Genomic DNA, 17,492 nt, shown 5'->3' on the forward strand with positions numbered 1-17,492 from the left:
GATATCGGCTTTTTTCATGCATTCTCTATTGGCTTGTAACGAGCTTAATCCAAATCAGGCGTAAGGGTTTGACGCCGCAATCTGAGCGCATAGAGATAACCCAATAATCCGCCCAGTATGTTCCCCACCGCAATACCGATAAATAACCCTTCAATGTTGTACAGTCTGCCGCCAATCCAAGCTGCGGGTAGGGTGAACACAAACAGGCGCATAAAGCTCCATTGAAAAGCCTTGAGTGGTTGATGTAAGGCGTTGAGGGCGGAAACCAACATCATCACCACGCCTTGGAAGCCGTAGCTGACCGGCACGACTAACAAATAGTGCCACAGCAGATCGCGCACGGCTTGCTCTTGAGAAAACAGCGCCGCCAGTGGAATACTCAGCGGTACCATCATGATAAACACCATAAGTTGAAACAGCAGAGAAAAGCGTAGACTCAGAAAGAGTCCGGCAAAGCTGCGTGCAGGATTTTGCGCCCCAAGATTTTGCGCCATAAAGGGGGTGAGGGCAGACGTGAGCGACATCAGTACCAAAATCAGAATCGACTCAATGCGCTGCGCCGCACCATACGCGGCCACCGCTGCAGTGCCGTGGCTTGAGAGCATGATCATCAGCAGTGCGCCAGAAATTGGGTTCATTGCGGTAGAAAGCGCAGCCGGAGTGCCGATTTTTAAAATCTGTTGCCAGTCATCGCGCAGATGAGGCAGCGATGGTATGGCGAGCAGTTTTTCACGCTTGATCAGCAAATAGAGTGAGCCGATTAATGCCCCCAACCAAGAGAAAGCGCTAGCAATCGCAGCACCTTGGATGCCGAGTTCAGGAAATGGGCCGTAGCCAAAAATCAGCAGTGGGTCGAGCGCGCCGTTAATCAGCCCCGCCAGCATCATAATTTTGGCGGGTGTTTTGGTATCGCCAGTGGCGCGAATCGCGCTGTTACCGGCCATAGGTAGCACGAGCAGGGGAATCGTGAGGTACCACACCACCATGTACTCTTTGATAAGAGGGATCAGCTCATGGCTGGCACCAAGCAGCAAAAACAGCGGTTCTATGGTCAATAAACCGAGTGTTGAAGCTGCGGCCACTAGCAATAAGGCGAGCAGTAACCCATGACTAGACACGCGCGCGGCTTGTCGTCCATCACCTTGTCCGAGCAAGCGCCCTATGCAAGTGGATAACCCAACCCCAATGCCCATGGTAATACAGTTGACCGCAAAGGTGACCGGAAAGGTATAACTGATTGCCGCCAGCGCCTGTGTACCTAGTAAGGAAATAAAGAAAGTATCGACAAGGTTGAACATCAAAATGGCCACCAAACCGAAAATCATCGGTACGGTCATTTGCCGTAAAACGAGGGGGATGGGGGCAGAAAGCAGGCCGTGTTTATCGTGCATAAGCTGGGCAACGAAGGAAAACAAGGTGCCTAGCATACCTGAACTTAAAAACAGGGACTAGGGAAGGGAGCCTAGGGAGTAAATTGCGAGGGGCTAAAAACAACAAGGCCAGCATTATGCTGGCCTTGAACGATCAGTGGCGAGAATCGCAAATTACGCTTTTTTCGCTTCTGCTGCGGCTTTGGCGATCGCGGCAAAGCCTTTCGCATCCAGTGATGCACCGCCAACCAGCGCACCATCGATGTCTGGTTGTGCAAAGTAAGACGCTGCGTTTTCTGGTTTTACGGAACCGCCGTACTGGATGATCACTTGCTCAGCCACTGCAGCATCTTTCGCAGCGATCAGTGCACGGATTGACGCGTGGATACGCTGTGCATCATCTGCTGTCGCGGCTTTACCCGTACCGATTGCCCAGATTGGTTCGTAAGCGATGATCGCGCCGTTCAGTGCTTCAACGCCGTAAGCATCGATCACTGCGTTGATTTGGCGAGCACATACCGCTTCTGTTTCGCCCGCTTCGTTTTGCGCTTCAGTTTCACCGATACAGAAGACTGGCGTTAGGCCGTTTTCTTTCAGGAACGCAAATTTCTTAGCGACGAACTCATCTGATTCTTTGTGGTAATCACGACGCTCAGAGTGACCGATGATGATGTGCGAAGCACCGAAATCTTTCAGCATCGCAGGAGACATATCACCTGTGTACGCACCACTGTTGTGAGTATCGGTGTTTTGTGCACCCAGGATCAGCTTGTTGCCGCCTTCTTTGATCAGGCGCTCAGCCAGATCCAAATACATTGCTGGTGGCGCAACGACAACATCAACACCTTCAACACCTTCAAGTTCTGCATTCAAACCGTTTAGCAGGTCAGTGACCATAGCTTTGCTGCCATTCAGTTTCCAGTTACCCATCACAACAGGACGACGCATAGGAATATCTCCATATCTAATCAATGTAAAAAATAAACTCGCAGGACTATAGCAGAATAAATTCGTCAGATCATGACTCGTATCATGTCTTTATGGGATCTCATCGACGCGACAAATCAGCAATCGAGTGATCTGAGTGACAGATTATTCGGTAGTGGCTCGGTTTTTTAGGTTGAACTTGTTATTACTATCCCTCTCTCTAGGACAGAACGATTTTTATCCACCGTTAGCAAGGAAAACCGAATGCCAAACTTAGTCATGGAATACTCAAACTCAGTCGATGAACGCATCAATGTGCAAGGATTGCTGGAAGATTTGCATCGAGCCGCTATTGATTCAGGACTGTTTGAAATAAGTTCGGTAAAATCTCGCGCGCTGCGCTGCCACCATTGGTTGATTGGGGATGAAGGCGACAGCGTTGATTTTATTCACCTCAGTTTTGAGTTGCTGGCAGGACGCAGTCCTGAGCAAAAGCGAGAGCTATCGCGTAAGCTGATGGAGATTCTGGCGGCGAAAGCCAGCCATGTGCGCAGTTTGACCATTAATATTCGAGATATGGATACAGACTGCTTTCAAAAAGTCATCAATCGATGACCTTGTTTAGGTAAAAGTCATGTCGTTACAAACACTGTTGTTTTCTTTTCAGGGGCGTATTGGTCGCCAAGCTTTCTGGCTGTGGAATATTTGCTACTACGCCATGATTGCCGGTTTTGCAATGGGATCGAATCTGCTATTTCCCGATGTTGCGCACCTGATCTTGCCGGTTTTTCTGCTGGTAGTCTTAGTGCCAGATTTGGCGATTACCGCTAAGCGTTGGCATGATCGTGACAAATCAAGCTGGTGGTTGCTACTCAATGTGCCGCTTGTGATTGGCCGCATGACGATTCCGGCAGGAGAATTGGCCGTGAATACCCAACCCGGCATGCTGGAAACACTTATCTCGTTTGTGGCCTTACTGTGTGGTGCATGGATTTTGGTGGAGTGCGGATTTCTTTCTGGCACGGATGGCAGTAACCGTTTTGGCGCCGAGCCGAAGTGGATCAAAAAAAGCTAGGCCAGCAATAAGCGGTATCAAATGCGTAAGAGAGGAGGTTTCTCTCCTCTCTTTATTGTCATCCCTAAACCACCGCTTTTAGCGGTGGTGATTGTTCTTGCCACTTTTCCATCTCGGCTAAGAGCGTTATCGCCAGCCGTCGTCTTGAACCATTCTCGGGCGAAACGGCACCACATCCGCGACGGTATCTTGCTGCAAATCGCCCTCTAATGCATTACGAAAACGCACCATTTGTTGGCTCAGTTCACGCATTAAGGTTACGTTGGCGTGTACGGGGTTTTTGCATTGACCCACCACGCGATCAATATGGCTCTGCTGTGCCCAAAGCCTTTGCTGCATGGCGTGCGAGGCAGAGAGGATCATCTCTTCGCACATCTCCTTCTTAAACTGATCAAAAGCATCAGGATGGTGCTTTGCGAGGGCGACCAACTCATCAAAGGGTGGTAGTACCTGATTACAAGGTTCGGGTGAGTGTGGGGGCGTCATGTGGCAATCCTCCGCCTTTGGCTAAACTGATGCTTTTATCAACAATACTAGCTTAAGCGATTTTTGCGCAGTTCGGCGGAACGAATATCGCCCTTCTTATAAATAAGACGAAAAGGGCTAAAAACAGCATGAGAGAGATTATCGCGCGGCAATAAAGTAAGTGCAGCGACGCTCTCCGGCGACAATGTGTTCGCGGCGTTCGATATGGCATTCTTCGCCCAATAAACGGCGAAAAACATTCAACTCAGATTGGCACAGGCTGGGACAGCGGGTGGCTGCTTTGCAAATCGGGCAGTGGTTTTCAATCAAAATAAAGCCGTCGGCCGTCGACTCTAACTCGGCCATATAGCCTTCTTGTTCGCGCAGGGTAACCAAAGCTTCGAGTTTTTCTTGTAGAGAGTGGCACTCCACTAAGGCGTTGTGATAGGCAGCAAAGGTTTGGGCTTCCCGTTCCGCCGCCACCTTGGCGAGTCCTTCTTTACCAAAAATATGCTCGACCGCATCAATCACTTGAATGGTCAGCTCACCATGACGATCGGCAAACTGATTGTGTCCTTTCGCGGTTAAAGACCAATGGCGAGTCGGACGACCGACCTTGACTTTCACATCATGAAAGGCCAGCACACCTTCTTCTTCCAGACTTTGTAAATGCTGACGAGCGCCCATGGTCGTGATACCTAGGTCTTCAGCCAACTGTTTGGCGGTTACTGTGCCTTCACGTTTGATCGTGTGAAGAATGCGGTCAACCGTTTTCATCGTCTCTTATTTTCCTAACAAGGTGTGGTTTCTAAGCGGAGCCATTGTGCCTGTCACCATTCATTTTGGGTGTTGCTGGATCGGTGCCTCTTTATACTGCCGTTATTATGGAATGCGAATTTAATAAAGCAAACTATTTACTATACCTAAGGACTCGCTAGCGGGTTGCCCTTGATCACCAGCAGGATCGAAAGCGCCACCCTGCCCAGAGCGATTTGCTGTTTGAAAATGTTAAATTAATCACGTTTTTTTACGCTTGCCCCCTTGGGATATGGTGCAAGTTCCCCCACATATGTGACACATGCTGATGATCAGCGTTTTATCAACCATACGGAAAATTAAATCAGGAGAGACGACCGATGAATATTCGTCCATTACATGACCGAGTGATCGTTGAACGCCAAGAAGTTGAATCAAAATCTGCTGGTGGAATTGTTCTAACTGGTTCTGCGGCGGAAAAATCAACGCGCGGTAAAGTGTTGGCTGTTGGTAAAGGCCGCATTCTAGAGAACGGTTCAGTTCAACCTTTGGACGTGAAAGTAGGCGACACCGTGATCTTCGCAGAAAGCTACGGCACAAAAACAGAAAAGATCGATGGCAAAGAAGTGCTGATCTTGGCTGAACATGACATTTTGGCAATCGTTGAATAATTGATTCTGAATCCCAACGAAATCAATAACTGAATTTAGAAAGGAAATGAAAAATGGCTGCTAAAGACGTACGTTTTGGTAATGACGCTCGTGTAAAAATGCTAGAAGGCGTAAACATTCTGGCCGATGCGGTAAAAGTGACCTTAGGTCCTAAAGGCCGTAACGTAGTTCTCGACAAATCTTTCGGTGCACCAACCATTACCAAAGATGGTGTATCAGTTGCGCGTGAAATTGAACTGGAAGACAAATTCCAGAACATGGGCGCACAAATGGTCAAAGAAGTCGCTTCTCAAGCCAACGACGCGGCGGGTGACGGTACAACCACAGCCACCGTACTGGCTCAAGCGATTGTGAACGAAGGCCTAAAAGCGGTCGCGGCGGGCATGAACCCAATGGATCTGAAGCGCGGGATCGATAAAGCGGTTATCGCTGCGGTAGAAGAGTTGAAAGCACTGTCTGTACCTTGTGCCGATACTAAAGCGATTGCCCAAGTAGGTACCATCTCTGCTAACTCAGACTCTAGCGTGGGCAACATCATTGCTGAAGCGATGGAAAAAGTGGGTCGCGATGGCGTGATCACCGTTGAAGAAGGCCAAGCGCTGCAAGACGAGCTGGATGTGGTTGAAGGTATGCAGTTTGACCGTGGCTACCTGTCACCGTACTTCATCAACAACCAAGAATCAGGCAGTGTAGAACTGGATAACCCATTCATCCTGCTGGTGGATAAGAAAATCTCTAACATCCGCGAACTGCTGCCAGTACTGGAAGGCGTAGCGAAAGCCTCTCGTCCACTGCTGATCGTGGCTGAAGATGTGGAAGGCGAAGCGCTGGCGACTCTGGTTGTCAACAACATGCGCGGCATCGTGAAAGTGGCAGCGGTTAAAGCTCCTGGCTTTGGCGATCGTCGTAAAGCGATGCTGCAAGATATCGCGATCTTGACTGGCGGTGTTGTGATCTCTGAAGAGATCGGTCTGGAGCTGGAAAAAGCGACTCTGGAAGACCTAGGCCAAGCGAAACGCGTTTCTATCACCAAAGAAAACTCAACCATCATCGATGGTGCTGGCGATCAAGCCGCGATCCAAGGTCGTGTTGCGCAGATCCGTCAACAAATCGAAGAAGCCACTTCTGACTACGACAAAGAGAAACTGCAAGAGCGCGTAGCAAAACTGGCTGGCGGCGTTGCAGTAATCAAAGTGGGCGCAGCAACCGAAGTGGAAATGAAAGAGAAGAAAGATCGCGTAGAAGACGCGCTGCACGCGACTCGCGCAGCGGTAGAAGAAGGCGTTGTTGCGGGTGGTGGTGTAGCCCTGATCCGCGCAGCTTCTAAACTCTCTTCTCTGGTGGGTGACAACGAAGAGCAAAACGTGGGTATCCGTGTCGCACTACGTGCGATGGAAGCGCCACTGCGTCAAATCGTGAAAAACGCGGGTGACGAAGAATCAGTGGTTGCCAACAATGTGCGTGCAGGCGAAGGTAACTACGGTTACAACGCGGCAACGGGCGTGTACGATGACATGATCGAAATGGGTATTTTGGATCCAACCAAAGTAACCCGTTCTGCTCTGCAATTCGCAGCGTCTGTTGCGGGTCTGATGATCACCACTGAAGCGATGATCACTGAGCTGCCGAAGAAAGATGCACCAGCAATGCCAGACATGGGCATGGGTGGCATGGGCGGCATGATGTAATCATCCCCCTTAGCAGGAAAAGCCGGAGCCCAAGCTCCGGTTTTTTTATGCCGTGGTTATGCTAAAGCATGGTTAAGATAGGTCAGCATGACCAAGAACATGACCATAAACTGCGCGGAAAAATGACACAATATTCACATTACCTTATGCAAGATATGGATAATGTTGCCTAGTTTTCCCCCTTATCCATCCTGATTGGAGGTTATTTTTATGAACAAGCCGTTTGCTTTGATGGCGCTTACTGCAGCGATGGCTGCACCAGCCGCATTGGCTTCAACACCCGTTATGTTCTCTTCTATCGATAATTTCAACACGCCAGATGCGAACCAAGTTGCGGGTGTACGTTTGTCGGCACTGCACGGTAAAGTGAATGAAGTCAAAGGGGTTGATTTCTCGATTCTTGGCCTGTCTGAAACTGACAAAACCACAGGTGTGAACTTTGGCTTATTCTTCGGTGCAAGCAAAGTGAACCAAGAGATGACGGGTGCATCTCTGGGTCTTTTGAACTGGAACACGGGTAATACTTATGGTGCGAACCTAGGTTTTGTGAACCTGACTCATGATGTGAAAGGCGCGAACTTGAGCTTTGTGAACTACTCAGAAGGTAACACTCTCGTTGACTTAGGTGCGGCCAACTTCTCGAACACTTCAACAGTGCAGTTTGGCCTATTCAACAAAACGGAAAAAATCGAAGGCGTGCAGATTGGTTTGATCAACTGTGCGGACAACGGTTTCTTTAAGTGTTTCCCAATCATTAACTTTGCGAAGTAATGATGCAAAAAGCGTTGCCGAGGCAACGCTTTTTCTTTATTCAAGATGCAGATCAAGCGGTGTTTTGCTGGGCCTGCCACCGATTTCTCGAGTTAATTTCGGTACCAGATAGCCTGACACCTGTTCAATTAAGCCTGCCATAATCTGCCTTGCTTTATCATCACTGACGTAAAAATGCGCCGCGCCTTGCACCTTATCCAACACATGCAAGTAATAAGGCAGAATACCTGCATCAAACAAGGTTTCGCTGAGCGACACTTGTGCGTCAACCGTGTCATTGACCCCTTTGAGCAACACACCTTGATTGAGTAAGGTGACATTGACGGCTCGCAAACGGGCCATCTGCTGTTTAAGCTCAAGATTGATCTCATTGGCGTGGTTGATGTGTGTCACCAGCAGTACTTGCAAGCGGGTTTGCGCGAACAGTTCAACCAATTCATCGGTGATGCGCGCGGGGATCACCACGGGTAATCGCGAGTGAATGCGTAACCGTTTGATGTGCGGAATTGCTGCGATACGCTCCATCAGCCATGCAATTTCATGATCTTTGGCCATTAAAGGATCGCCGCCGGAGAAAATCACTTCGTTGAGCTGTGGATTTTGCGCAATGTAATCGAGGCTTTGTTGCCAAGCGCTTTTGCCGCCTTTGTTATCTTCATAGGGAAAATGACGGCGAAAGCAATAACGGCAGTTGATGGCGCAACCACCTTTGACGATCAACAAGCAGCGATTTTTATACTTGTGCAGCAAGCCGGGCACGGTGTTGTTTTGTTCATCCAGTGGGTCATGTGAGTAGCCGGGATGAATCTCAAACTCAGCACTCAACGGTAAAACTTGCCGTAAAAGTGGATCGGCAGGATTGCCTTTTTGCATGCGATCGACAAAACTTTGCGGCACCCGCTGCGCAAACAGTTTGCGCGCTTCAAATCCGTCTTGCCATGGCGAAGGATCGATCTCAAGTTGCTGCAATAATTGCAGAGGATCGGAGATCGCGTTTGCCAGCTGTTGCAACCAGTTTTGCTCAACAGAAATGACTTTTCGGGTTATGATGTGCGGCATTGATTTTAACTCGAAGATAGTAAGAGGAAAAAATGGCTACTGTTAGCACGAATGAATTTAAAGGCGGTCTCAAAATTATGCTTGATAACGAGCCTTGTGTCATTCTCGAAAACGAGTATGTAAAACCAGGTAAAGGTCAGGCATTCAACCGCGTGAGAATCCGTAAGCTGCTTACTGGTAAAGTTCTGGAAAAAACCTTTAAATCGGGTGACACAGCGGAAGTTGCTGATGTTGTCGATATCGATCTGGATTACCTGTACAACGATGGCGAATTCTACCACTTCATGAACAACAGCACCTTCGAACAGCTTGCTGCAGATGCAAAAGCGGTTGGCGAGAATGCGAAATGGTTGGTAGAAAACAACACTTGTATGCTGACGCTGTGGAATGGTAACCCAATCGCGGTCACTCCACCAAACTTCGTTGAGCTAGAGGTGACTGAAACGGATCCAGGCGTGAAAGGTGACACTCAAGGTACTGGCGGCAAACCAGCGACTCTGTCTACCGGCGCTGTCGTTCGTGTACCTCTCTTCGTACAGATTGGCGAAGTGATCAAAGTGGACACTCGCTCTGCAGAATACGTTGGCCGTGTGAAGTAATCACCGCGGTCACAAGAAAAAACCAACCTTGCGGTTGGTTTTTTTATGCGTGTAGTTTTAGCCTTGCAATCAAAAAGCTGGCCTGTTGTCAGCCAGCTTTTTTATGTTTCATGTTAGATCATGAAGATAAACACGACCGCCAGTGCGGAGATGATGGTTGCAAAGCCGTAGCAAGCGATTTTCCCTGCCACACCGGTGTGGAATTTCAAATCATGCATCCCGTGGTGAACACGGTGCATGGCATGCCACATTGGTAGAGCTAAAGTGCCGATGATGAACAGTGCACCAATGATGCTAGTTGCAAAGCTAGACACTCGCTCATAGCTCAGTGCTTCGGCATCAATTACTCCCAGTGGCGCAAGAATGCCCAGTACCAGAACGGTAATCGGGGTGATCATGGCAAACCAAGTGCCACCAGCACCAAACAGGCTCCACCATACGGGTTCGTCTGAACGTTTTGGGTTGGTATTAATCACAATAAGCTCCTTACACCACAATAAGAACAATCAGTGAGATAAAGGCCACGGCCGCCCACTGTGCTAGCACGATGATCTTTTTATCAACCAGTTTGCCGCCTAAACGAATAGGCACGACTTGTGGCATCATGCTAAAGAAGGTTTGCGCATGGAATAAGCTTCCCGCCAGCGCCACTAGGTTGATCGCAATGACGAGTGGGTTAGCCATAAAATCCAACCAGGTTTGCCATGCTTCAGGGCCTTTCACCAGAGAACCTAAACCAACGGTGAGGAACAGGGTAAACAGGATCAATGGCAGAACCGTCGCTTCACGCACCATGTAGAAGCGGTAGAAAGGATGATCCTTCCACCAAGTGCGTTTCATTTCACGAACATAAGGTTTACGGTTACTCATCCTTAGGCCTCCACTTTCTTCGGTGAACCATCTGGGTTCAACATCGCGATCACGAAGTCTAATGAGGACTCCACTTTGCCTTGGTTTACGGCTGCCGCTGGGTCAACGTGTTTTGGACACACTTCAGAGCAGTAACCCACGAAGGTACAACCCCAAGCGCCATTATCACCGTTAATAAGCTTCATACGCTCGGCTTTACCGTTGTCACGGCTATCGAGGTTGTAGCGGTGCGCCAGAGTGAGTGCCGCAGGGCCTAAGAACTCAGGGTTTAGACCAAACTGTGGACAAGCTGCATAACACAAACCACAGTTGATACAACCAGCAAACTGCTTGTAGCGTGCCATTTGCTCTGGAGTCTGCAGGTTAGTGCCGTCTTCAGGCTTACGATCGTTACCTATGATGTATGGTTTGATCGCTTCCAAACGCTCGATGAACGGCGTCATATCCACGATCAGGTCTTTCTCGATGGGGAAGTTGGCCAGTGGCTCGATCTTTACGCCTTCTGGGTAATCACGTAAGAAGCTCTTACATGCCAGTTTTGGCACGCCATTAACCATGATGCCGCAAGAGCCACAAATCGCCATACGGCATGACCAGCGGTAAGAAAGATCTTTATCTAAGTGATCTTTCACATAGCCAATCGCATCCAGTACCGACATAGTTTCATCAAACGGAACTTCGAAGCGTTGCATGTGTGGCTCTGCATCGTTGGCTGGGTCGTAGCGCAGAATGTCCACTTTTTGAATACGTTGTGCTGACATTATTTTTGCTCCTCTACGCTTTTTCCGGCCGCTTCAGCTGCGGCAGCTTTTTCGGCTGCTTCACCGTACAGACGCGCTTTTGGCTGCGACTTGGTGATTTTCACTGGGCTGTAATCGATCTTCGGTGTTTGACCTTCTTGATAGAATGCCAAAGAGTGTTTGAGGAATTGCACGTCATCACGCTCGGTGCAACCTTCATCAAGACGTTGGTGTGCGCCGCGCGATTCTTTACGCAGAATAGCGGAGTGAACCATGGCTTCTGCCACGTCTAGACCGTAACCTACTTCAATCGCGTATAGCAGGTCAGTGTTGAACACTTTGCCTTTGTCTTTGATGCTGATGCGCTTGTAACGCTCTTTCAACTCGGCCAATTTGTCGATGGTTTCTTGCATCAGATCTTCCTGACGGTAGATACCACAACCCGCTTCCATGGTGTGACCCATTTCTGTACGGATGGTTGCCCAGTTTTCATCACCTTCTTGCTGCATCAGTGCTGCGATGCGATCTTCAACCGCTTTGACTTGTGCGGCGATGGCTTTTTCATTCCAGCCTTTAAACTCTGCAGCGCGCTCAACCGCTTTTTCACCAGCAACGCGGCCAAAGACTACGAATTCCGCTAGTGAGTTAGAACCTAAACGGTTCGCGCCATGCAGACCAACAGACGCACATTCACCCACGGCGAACAGACCTTTAATGCGGGTTTCACATTCGCCATTGGTTTCGATACCACCCATGGTGTAGTGCACGGTTGGACGAATTGGAATCGGCTCTTTTGCTGGGTCAACGTTGACATACGCTTTTGCCAGTTCACAGATAAATGGCAGACGTTCTTGCAGGTATTCTTCACCTAAGTGGCGCAGGTCTAGGTGCACCACATCACCCAGTGGGTGTTTGATGGTGTTGCCTTTTTGCTGCTCATGCCAGAAAGCTTGGGAAACTTTGTCACGTGGACCCAGTTCCATGTATTTGTTCTTTGGTTGACCCACTGGAGTTTCAGGGCCCATACCGTAGTCTTGCAGGTAACGGTAGCCATGTTTGTTGACGATAATACCGCCTTCACCACGACAACCTTCGGTCATCAGAATACCAGTACCTGGTAGGCCTGTTGGGTGGTATTGAACGAATTCCATATCACGCAGAGGAACACCGTGACGGAAAGCCATCGCCATACCATCACCGGTCACTATGCCGCCGTTAGTGTTGCAGTGGTAAACGCGACCCGCACCGCCAGTGGCTAGAACAACCGACTTAGCTTTGATGGTGACCAGCTCGCCTTCCGACATATGAATCGCAATCAAACCTTGGATTTCACCTTCATCAACCAGCAAATCCACCACAAAGTACTCATCCAATCGCTTGATTTGTGGGTACTTCATTGAAGTTTGGAACAGGGTGTGCAGCATGTGGAAGCCGGTTTTATCAGCAGCAAACCATGTGCGCTCAACTTTCATGCCGCCGAAGCGACGTACGTTGACTTCACCATTCTCTTTACGGCTCCAAGGACAACCCCATTGTTCCATCTGGATCATTTCGCGGGTTGCATTGGCAACAAAGTATTCAACAACATCCTGTTCACATAGCCAGTCACCACCGCCAACGGTATCGTTGAAGTGGTTATCTAGACTATCTTCATCCTTGATAACTGCTGCGGAGCCACCCTCGGCTGCGACTGTGTGAGAACGCATTGGATAAACTTTAGAAATCAGAGCAACTTCTAAATGAGGGTTTGCTTCTGCCGCTGCAATAGCAGTACGAAGACCAGCGCCACCAGCGCCGATGACTGCGATATCTGTGGTGAGAATTTGCACAGTTATCCTCCAGTGTGATTATTTTATGGACTGAGTTCGTTTCAGTACCTAGAGTTTTCAAAGCATTGATTTGGAAGTTACTGAGATGGAACTCACTGACTCAACACCTGACCACCCATTAAGTGGTAGGGGTAGTGTAGGAGAGCTTGAAGAATGAAAAATTGATTCTGTTGGGCTTTTGCTTCGGTATTGCAAACTTAAGCATACTATTTGCCCTATATGTGACTGGTGTCACAATTGAGTTTGGCTTTTTGTTCTGAAAGAGTACAATTCGTTATCTCTGTTTCTTGTGATGAGCCACCCATGACTAATTCCGATTGGATGCCGACCGCATCAATAAGCCAATTAAAACAACGCGCGACCTTGTTGCGTCAGATTCGTGAATTTTTTGCTGAGCGCAATGTGCTGGAAGTCGAAACGCCAGCCATGAGCCACGCCACGGTGACGGACATCCATCTGCACACGTTTAAAACGGAATTTGTCGGGCCGGGTTATGCCAAAGGCAGCGCGCTGCATCTGATGACTAGCCCTGAATTTCATATGAAGCGTTTGTTGGCCGCGGGCAGTGGTTGTATTTACCAGCTGGGTAAAGCTTTTCGTAACGAAGAAAATGGCCGTTACCACAATCCAGAATTCACCATGTTGGAATGGTATCGGATTGGTTTTGATCACCATGCCTTGATGGATGAAATGGATGCCTTATTGCAATTGGTGCTGCGTTGCGGCAGTGCCGAGCGAATGACTTACCAAGAAGCGTTTTTGAATGTGCTTGGCGTTTGCCCACTCGAAGAGGAGATGCGTGAGTTAAAGCAAGTGGCTGCAACGCTGGGTTTAAGTGATATCGCAGAGCCTGAAGAGGATCGTGACACCTTATTACAACTGCTGTTTAGCATTGGCATTGAGCCTAAAATTGGCCAAATCACACCAGCATTTGTGTATGATTTTCCGGCTTCACAAGCGGCGCTGGCCAAAATTAATCCGGCGGATCCGCGCGTGGCTGATCGCTTCGAAGTCTATTTTAAAGGGATTGAGCTCGCGAACGGCTTCCATGAATTGGATAACCCTGCCGAGCAGTTAGCCCGTTTTAAAGCGGATAATGCCAAGCGTTTAGAGATGGGACTGACAGAGCAACCGATTGATTACCATCTGATTGCGGCGCTGGAGGCCGGTTTGCCAGAATGTGCTGGGGTGGCTTTGGGTATTGATCGTCTGATTATGTTGGCGCTTGGCGAGGATCATATTGATAAGGTCACCGCATTTCCATTTCCTCGAGCCTGATCGGATTCTCAGTTTGCAACATATTCACCCTGTTCAGACCCAGTTTTAACGAGGTAAGCGCTCGCGTCATGCTGCCAACCTCGTTATACTCCTTGTCTGATTTGAATCCCCATTGCAAGAGCACAGGATATGCAAGAGTACATTGAGTTTTTTCAGCAAAATATGATCCTTTCACTGGCTTGGATCGGTATTTTGGTCGCGTTAATCGCCAGCATCTACAAATCGGCCACCGCGGCTTATCAAGAAGTTACGGCCACCCAAGCCACTCTGTTGATTAACCGTGAAAACGGCATCGTGGTCGACATCCGTAGTAAAGATGAATTCAAACAAGGCCACATTACCGACGCAATTCACATTTTGCCGTCAGACATCAAGGCGGGTAACTTGGCTGGCCTTGAAAGCCATAAATCGAACCCCATTATTGTGGTATGCAAAACAGGTCAAACCGCACGTGAAAGTGCAGATTTACTGACCAAAGCCGGTTTTGAGAAGGTCAATCTTCTTAAAAATGGCTTGATTGCTTGGAATGAAGCTAACCTGCCTTTGGTACGCGGTAAACGCTAAATCCTTAGAGCACCCCGTCGGCGCTGGTGAAAAGATCAGCGCTTGACGCTCAGAGTTGTGATATCTACCACGTAATGGCTTGCCCACCTAGTGATCGCACACACTCTCAGTTAGTCTCAGGACACATTGACCTTTGAACCGAATTATCTGAATTAAGGATGAAATCATGGCTGAAGCAGCACAAGCCCCACAACAACAGTTTGCTATCCAACGTATCTATCTAAAAGATGTCTCTTTTGAAGCGCCAAGCTCACCAGTGATGTTCCAAAAAGAGTGGAACCCAGATGTCAAACTGGATCTCGACACGCAAAGCCGTGAACTGGGCCAAGGCGTTTACGAAGTGGTACTGCGCCTGACAGTGACTGTGAAAAACGCAGAAGAGACCGCATTCCTGTGTGAAGTACAACAAGCGGGTATCTTCAGTGCAGAGCAGATGGAAGCAGGCCAATTGGCCCATTGCTTGGGTGCTTTCTGCCCGAACATCCTGTTCCCATACGCACGTGAAACCATTTCAAGCCTAGTGGTGAAAGGTACTTTCCCACAACTGAACCTTGCTCCAGTTAACTTTGACGCGCTGTTCATGAACTACCTGCAACAGCAAGCTCAAGAAGGCGCAACGGCGAACGCATAATTCGCGCGATTGAGTTTTCAGTAAGAATAAAATGCACAGCGCCACCGCGATGTGCATTTTTTGTTTATCACTCGAGTATTGGTTTTTGCACTCTTTATCTAAGGCAGCCTTGGCGAAGAAGGTGCAGACTGCAATAGCCTATGTTTGGGTATAGAATAGAGCACAACTTCGTTATCGATAGGCGGAACAATGAGCGAAACACAGAACCACAATAGCTACGGAAAACCTGTTGAAATGACCGTGATAGGTGCGGGCTCCTACGGTACCTCACTGGCGATCTCTTTGGCGCGCAATGGCGCGAATATCGTCCTGTGGGGACATGATGCAGAGCATATGGCGCGCCTTGACGCTGACCGCGCTAACCATGAATTTTTGCCCGGAATTGCTTTTCCTGACACTCTGATTGTGGAAACTGACTTGCAAAAAGCGGTGCAAGCGAGCCGTGATCTGCTGGTGGTAGTGCCTAGCCATGTGTTTGGTATCGTGTTGAAAAGTTTGCAGCCACACCTGCGTGCGGATAGCCGCATTTGTTGGGCAACCAAGGGGCTAGAGCCTGAGACTGGACGGCTACTCCAAGATGTCGCCCATGATGTACTTGGTGATAGCTACCCCCTTGCGGTGCTTTCTGGTCCTACTTTTGCCAAAGAGCTGGCGATGGGGATGCCAACCGCGATTTCAGTGGCTTCGCCGGATGCGCAATTTGTACGTGACCTGCAAGAGAAAATTCACTGCAGCAAAACTTTCCGAGTGTACGCCAACAGTGACTTTATCGGTATGCAGCTTGGCGGCGCGGTAAAAAACGTGATTGCGATTGGTGCGGGGATGTCTGATGGTATTGGCTTTGGCGCGAATGCGCGAACCGCTCTTATCACTCGTGGCTTGGCTGAAATGAGCCGCTTAGGCGCCGCTTTAGGCGCGCAGCCGGAAACTTTTATGGGTATGGCAGGATTAGGTGATTTAGTGCTGACTTGTACTGACAACCAATCGCGTAACCGCCGTTTTGGTTTGGCACTAGGTCAAGGTAAAGATGTGGATACCGCGCAAACCGATATCGGCCAAGTGGTTGAAGGGTATCGCAACACCAAAGAAGTGTGGATGTTAGCGAAACGCATGGGCGTTGAGATGCCGATAGTTGAACAAATTTACCAAGTATTGTATCAAGGAAAAGATGCGCGACTCGCCGCTCAGGATTTGCTGGCACGAGATAAGAAGATGGAGCGTTAATCCGCAGCGCAAGAGATGGAATTGAATCGATAGGGTATAGCTTGCCCTATCTTGATTAGGACTGAGTAAGTAATGAAACAGTGCGCCCACACCAAGGTTTGGCAAACCATTGTCGCTGAAGCTCGCGAGCAAGCCGAGCAAGAGCCGATGCTCGCCAGTTTTTACCATGCCACCATTATTAAGCATGACAGTTTAAAAGCGGCCTTGAGCTATATTCTGGCCAACCGTTTGAACACTGCCTCCATGCCTGCGATGGCAGTACGAGAAGTGATTGAAGAAGCGTTTGCTGCCGATCCGAGTATCTCAGAAGCGGCGGCGTGTGATATTTGCGCGACAGTCAACCGCGATCCGGCAGTGTCGATGTACTCAATGCCGCTACTTTACCTAAAAGGTTATCACGCTTTACAAGGCTATCGGGTGGCTAACTGGTTATGGCGACAAGGGCGTAAGGCGCTCGCGACCTATTTCCAAAATCAGATATCAGTGGCGTGTCAGGTGGATATTCACCCTGCAGCGCGTATTGGTCGCGGCATCATGCTCGATCACGCGACGGGGATCGTGATTGGTGAAACCGCCGTGGTAGAAGATGATGTATCGATCTTGCAGGACGTTACGCTTGGCGGTACCGGTAAAGAGTGCGGCGATCGCCACCCGAAAATTCGGGAAGGGGTGATGATTGGTGCGGGCGCGAAAATATTAGGCAACATCGAAGTTGGAGAAGGGGCGAAAATTGGCTCGGGATCGGTCGTGTTGCAAGCTGTACCGCCCCATACCACAGTCGCTGGAGTACCTGCTCGTATTGTGGGGCGGCCACAATCGGATAAGCCTTCTTTGGATATGGATCAGCAGTTTAATGGTCGTTCGCAGACGTTTATCGGCGGTGATGGTATCTAGAGGCTCTCTCTATCTCTGCTCTCACGGTATTTAAGTACTCATTCCGCGCTTGAGCAAAAAATAAAAAGGATGATGGTGACA

Annotated in this window: 20 protein-coding genes; 11 read left to right on the top strand and 9 right to left on the bottom strand. The window is 49.1% G+C overall.

Translation table 11 applies throughout. From position 1 onward, the window contains the following. Positions 1 to 44: 44 nt before the first annotated feature. Together T411_RS0108155 and tpiA are read right to left on the bottom strand one after the other, a co-directional pair. The gene (locus tag T411_RS0108155) at positions 45 to 1,391 is read right to left on the bottom strand and encodes an MATE family efflux transporter (RefSeq protein ID WP_002027528.1); all 1,347 of its coding nucleotides are present in this window, start codon (positions 1,389 to 1,391) and stop codon (positions 45 to 47) included. A 153-nt stretch (positions 1,392 to 1,544) separates the two neighbouring features. Next, positions 1,545 to 2,318: a triose-phosphate isomerase gene (tpiA, locus tag T411_RS0108160; RefSeq protein WP_001254176.1), complete on the bottom strand. Its 774-nt coding sequence runs from the start codon at positions 2,316 to 2,318 to the stop codon at positions 1,545 to 1,547. Between the two features lie 243 nt (positions 2,319 to 2,561). Between tpiA and T411_RS0108165 the strand changes: the two genes are divergently transcribed. Together T411_RS0108165 and T411_RS0108170 are read left to right on the top strand one after the other, a co-directional pair. Then, positions 2,562 to 2,912 (top strand): 5-carboxymethyl-2-hydroxymuconate Delta-isomerase, encoded by a 351-nt coding sequence (locus T411_RS0108165; RefSeq protein ID WP_001133286.1) that lies wholly within the window; start codon positions 2,562 to 2,564, stop codon positions 2,910 to 2,912. Between the two features lie 19 nt (positions 2,913 to 2,931). Continuing rightward, positions 2,932 to 3,372, top strand: coding sequence for a DUF805 domain-containing protein (locus tag T411_RS0108170; protein WP_000058339.1), 441 nt, complete (start codon positions 2,932 to 2,934; stop codon positions 3,370 to 3,372). Positions 3,373 to 3,498: 126 nt separating this feature from the next. Here T411_RS0108170 and T411_RS0108175 read toward each other — a convergent pair whose 3' ends face one another. Together T411_RS0108175 and T411_RS0108180 are read right to left on the bottom strand one after the other, a co-directional pair. After that, positions 3,499 to 3,858: a DUF3135 domain-containing protein gene (locus tag T411_RS0108175; protein ID WP_000188676.1), complete on the bottom strand. Its 360-nt coding sequence runs from the start codon at positions 3,856 to 3,858 to the stop codon at positions 3,499 to 3,501. 138 nt (positions 3,859 to 3,996) lie between these two features. Next, complete coding sequence (locus tag T411_RS0108180; RefSeq protein ID WP_000859357.1) at positions 3,997 to 4,614, bottom strand: helix-turn-helix transcriptional regulator; 618 nt, start codon at positions 4,612 to 4,614, stop codon at positions 3,997 to 3,999. 359 nt (positions 4,615 to 4,973) lie between these two features. On the opposite strand from T411_RS0108180, the gene T411_RS0108185 reads away from it, so the two are divergent. The 3 genes from T411_RS0108185 to T411_RS0108195 all read left to right on the top strand — a co-directional run bounded on the left by T411_RS0108185 (position 4,974) and on the right by T411_RS0108195 (position 7,723). Then, on the top strand, positions 4,974 to 5,264 hold the full coding sequence (locus T411_RS0108185; protein ID WP_001026274.1) for a co-chaperone GroES: 291 nt from the start codon (positions 4,974 to 4,976) through the stop codon (positions 5,262 to 5,264). A gap of 53 nt (positions 5,265 to 5,317) precedes the next feature. Next, positions 5,318 to 6,952: a chaperonin GroEL gene (groL, locus tag T411_RS0108190; protein ID WP_000729135.1), complete on the top strand. Its 1,635-nt coding sequence runs from the start codon at positions 5,318 to 5,320 to the stop codon at positions 6,950 to 6,952. 210 nt (positions 6,953 to 7,162) lie between these two features. Further along, complete coding sequence (locus T411_RS0108195) at positions 7,163 to 7,723, top strand: VC2662 family protein (protein WP_001039513.1); 561 nt, start codon at positions 7,163 to 7,165, stop codon at positions 7,721 to 7,723. Positions 7,724 to 7,759: 36 nt separating this feature from the next. Here the strand turns inward: T411_RS0108195 and epmB are convergent, their stop codons facing one another. Continuing rightward, positions 7,760 to 8,782: an EF-P beta-lysylation protein EpmB gene (gene epmB / locus T411_RS0108200; RefSeq protein ID WP_001120173.1), complete on the bottom strand. Its 1,023-nt coding sequence runs from the start codon at positions 8,780 to 8,782 to the stop codon at positions 7,760 to 7,762. 32 nt (positions 8,783 to 8,814) lie between these two features. Between epmB and efp the strand changes: the two genes are divergently transcribed. Continuing rightward, complete coding sequence (gene efp, locus T411_RS0108205; protein WP_000246893.1) at positions 8,815 to 9,381, top strand: elongation factor P; 567 nt, start codon at positions 8,815 to 8,817, stop codon at positions 9,379 to 9,381. 113 nt (positions 9,382 to 9,494) lie between these two features. On the opposite strand, the gene frdD is transcribed toward efp, so the two are convergent. The 4 genes from frdD to frdA are packed head-to-tail and all read right to left on the bottom strand — an operon-like array spanning position 9,495 to position 12,820. Then, the gene (gene frdD / locus T411_RS0108210; protein WP_000611152.1) at positions 9,495 to 9,857 is read right to left on the bottom strand and encodes a fumarate reductase subunit FrdD; all 363 of its coding nucleotides are present in this window, start codon (positions 9,855 to 9,857) and stop codon (positions 9,495 to 9,497) included. Positions 9,858 to 9,867: 10 nt separating this feature from the next. Beyond that, positions 9,868 to 10,251 (bottom strand): fumarate reductase subunit FrdC, encoded by a 384-nt coding sequence (frdC, locus tag T411_RS0108215; RefSeq protein WP_000071094.1) that lies wholly within the window; start codon positions 10,249 to 10,251, stop codon positions 9,868 to 9,870. A 2-nt stretch (positions 10,252 to 10,253) separates the two neighbouring features. After that, positions 10,254 to 11,012: a succinate dehydrogenase/fumarate reductase iron-sulfur subunit gene (locus T411_RS0108220; RefSeq protein ID WP_001276017.1), complete on the bottom strand. Its 759-nt coding sequence runs from the start codon at positions 11,010 to 11,012 to the stop codon at positions 10,254 to 10,256. After that, complete coding sequence (frdA, locus tag T411_RS0108225) at positions 11,012 to 12,820, bottom strand: fumarate reductase (quinol) flavoprotein subunit (RefSeq protein ID WP_001166592.1); 1,809 nt, start codon at positions 12,818 to 12,820, stop codon at positions 11,012 to 11,014. Before frdA ends, T411_RS0108220 begins: the two co-directional genes overlap by 1 nt. A gap of 303 nt (positions 12,821 to 13,123) precedes the next feature. Here frdA and epmA point away from each other — a divergent pair, with 303 nt between their 5' ends. From epmA to cysE, 5 genes are all read left to right on the top strand, one after another. Continuing rightward, positions 13,124 to 14,098 carry an elongation factor P--(R)-beta-lysine ligase gene (gene epmA / locus T411_RS0108230; protein WP_000185039.1) on the top strand — a complete coding sequence of 325 codons (975 nt, stop codon included), beginning with the start codon at positions 13,124 to 13,126 and terminating at the stop codon, positions 14,096 to 14,098. 129 nt (positions 14,099 to 14,227) lie between these two features. Further along, positions 14,228 to 14,662: a rhodanese-like domain-containing protein gene (locus T411_RS0108235; protein WP_001158897.1), complete on the top strand. Its 435-nt coding sequence runs from the start codon at positions 14,228 to 14,230 to the stop codon at positions 14,660 to 14,662. 166 nt (positions 14,663 to 14,828) lie between these two features. Further along, positions 14,829 to 15,293: a protein-export chaperone SecB gene (secB, locus tag T411_RS0108240; RefSeq protein WP_000796512.1), complete on the top strand. Its 465-nt coding sequence runs from the start codon at positions 14,829 to 14,831 to the stop codon at positions 15,291 to 15,293. A 189-nt stretch (positions 15,294 to 15,482) separates the two neighbouring features. Continuing rightward, entirely contained in the window at positions 15,483 to 16,517 is a 1,035-nt protein-coding gene (gene gpsA / locus T411_RS0108245; protein WP_000005325.1) for an NAD(P)H-dependent glycerol-3-phosphate dehydrogenase, read from the top strand. A gap of 72 nt (positions 16,518 to 16,589) precedes the next feature. After that, positions 16,590 to 17,411 (top strand): serine O-acetyltransferase, encoded by an 822-nt coding sequence (gene cysE, locus T411_RS0108250; RefSeq protein ID WP_000806519.1) that lies wholly within the window; start codon positions 16,590 to 16,592, stop codon positions 17,409 to 17,411. The last annotated feature ends 81 nt before the right edge of the window (positions 17,412 to 17,492 follow it).

It is taken from the genome of Vibrio cholerae ATCC 14035 (assembly GCF_000621645.1).
Classification (GTDB): Bacteria; Pseudomonadota; Gammaproteobacteria; order Enterobacterales; family Vibrionaceae; genus Vibrio; species Vibrio cholerae.

Bases quoted from the DNA above. Each gene is read 5' to 3' on its own strand.
- T411_RS0108155 (WP_002027528.1), bottom strand. From the start codon at position 1,391: ATGCACGATAAACACGGCCTGCTTTCTGCCCCCATCCCCCTCGTTTTA.
- tpiA (WP_001254176.1), bottom strand. From the start codon at position 2,318: ATGCGTCGTCCTGTTGTGATGGGTAACTGGAAACTGAATGGCAGCAAA.
- T411_RS0108165 (WP_001133286.1), top strand. From the start codon at position 2,562: ATGCCAAACTTAGTCATGGAATACTCAAACTCAGTCGATGAACGCATC.
- T411_RS0108170 (WP_000058339.1), top strand. From the start codon at position 2,932: ATGTCGTTACAAACACTGTTGTTTTCTTTTCAGGGGCGTATTGGTCGC.
- T411_RS0108175 (WP_000188676.1), bottom strand. From the start codon at position 3,858: ATGACGCCCCCACACTCACCCGAACCTTGTAATCAGGTACTACCACCC.
- T411_RS0108180 (WP_000859357.1), bottom strand. From the start codon at position 4,614: ATGAAAACGGTTGACCGCATTCTTCACACGATCAAACGTGAAGGCACA.
- T411_RS0108185 (WP_001026274.1), top strand. From the start codon at position 4,974: ATGAATATTCGTCCATTACATGACCGAGTGATCGTTGAACGCCAAGAA.
- groL (WP_000729135.1), top strand. From the start codon at position 5,318: ATGGCTGCTAAAGACGTACGTTTTGGTAATGACGCTCGTGTAAAAATG.
- T411_RS0108195 (WP_001039513.1), top strand. From the start codon at position 7,163: ATGAACAAGCCGTTTGCTTTGATGGCGCTTACTGCAGCGATGGCTGCA.
- epmB (WP_001120173.1), bottom strand. From the start codon at position 8,782: ATGCCGCACATCATAACCCGAAAAGTCATTTCTGTTGAGCAAAACTGG.
- efp (WP_000246893.1), top strand. From the start codon at position 8,815: ATGGCTACTGTTAGCACGAATGAATTTAAAGGCGGTCTCAAAATTATG.
- frdC (WP_000071094.1), bottom strand. From the start codon at position 10,251: ATGAGTAACCGTAAACCTTATGTTCGTGAAATGAAACGCACTTGGTGG.
- T411_RS0108220 (WP_001276017.1), bottom strand. From the start codon at position 11,012: ATGTCAGCACAACGTATTCAAAAAGTGGACATTCTGCGCTACGACCCA.
- epmA (WP_000185039.1), top strand. From the start codon at position 13,124: ATGACTAATTCCGATTGGATGCCGACCGCATCAATAAGCCAATTAAAA.
- T411_RS0108235 (WP_001158897.1), top strand. From the start codon at position 14,228: ATGCAAGAGTACATTGAGTTTTTTCAGCAAAATATGATCCTTTCACTG.
- secB (WP_000796512.1), top strand. From the start codon at position 14,829: ATGGCTGAAGCAGCACAAGCCCCACAACAACAGTTTGCTATCCAACGT.
- gpsA (WP_000005325.1), top strand. From the start codon at position 15,483: ATGAGCGAAACACAGAACCACAATAGCTACGGAAAACCTGTTGAAATG.
- cysE (WP_000806519.1), top strand. From the start codon at position 16,590: ATGAAACAGTGCGCCCACACCAAGGTTTGGCAAACCATTGTCGCTGAA.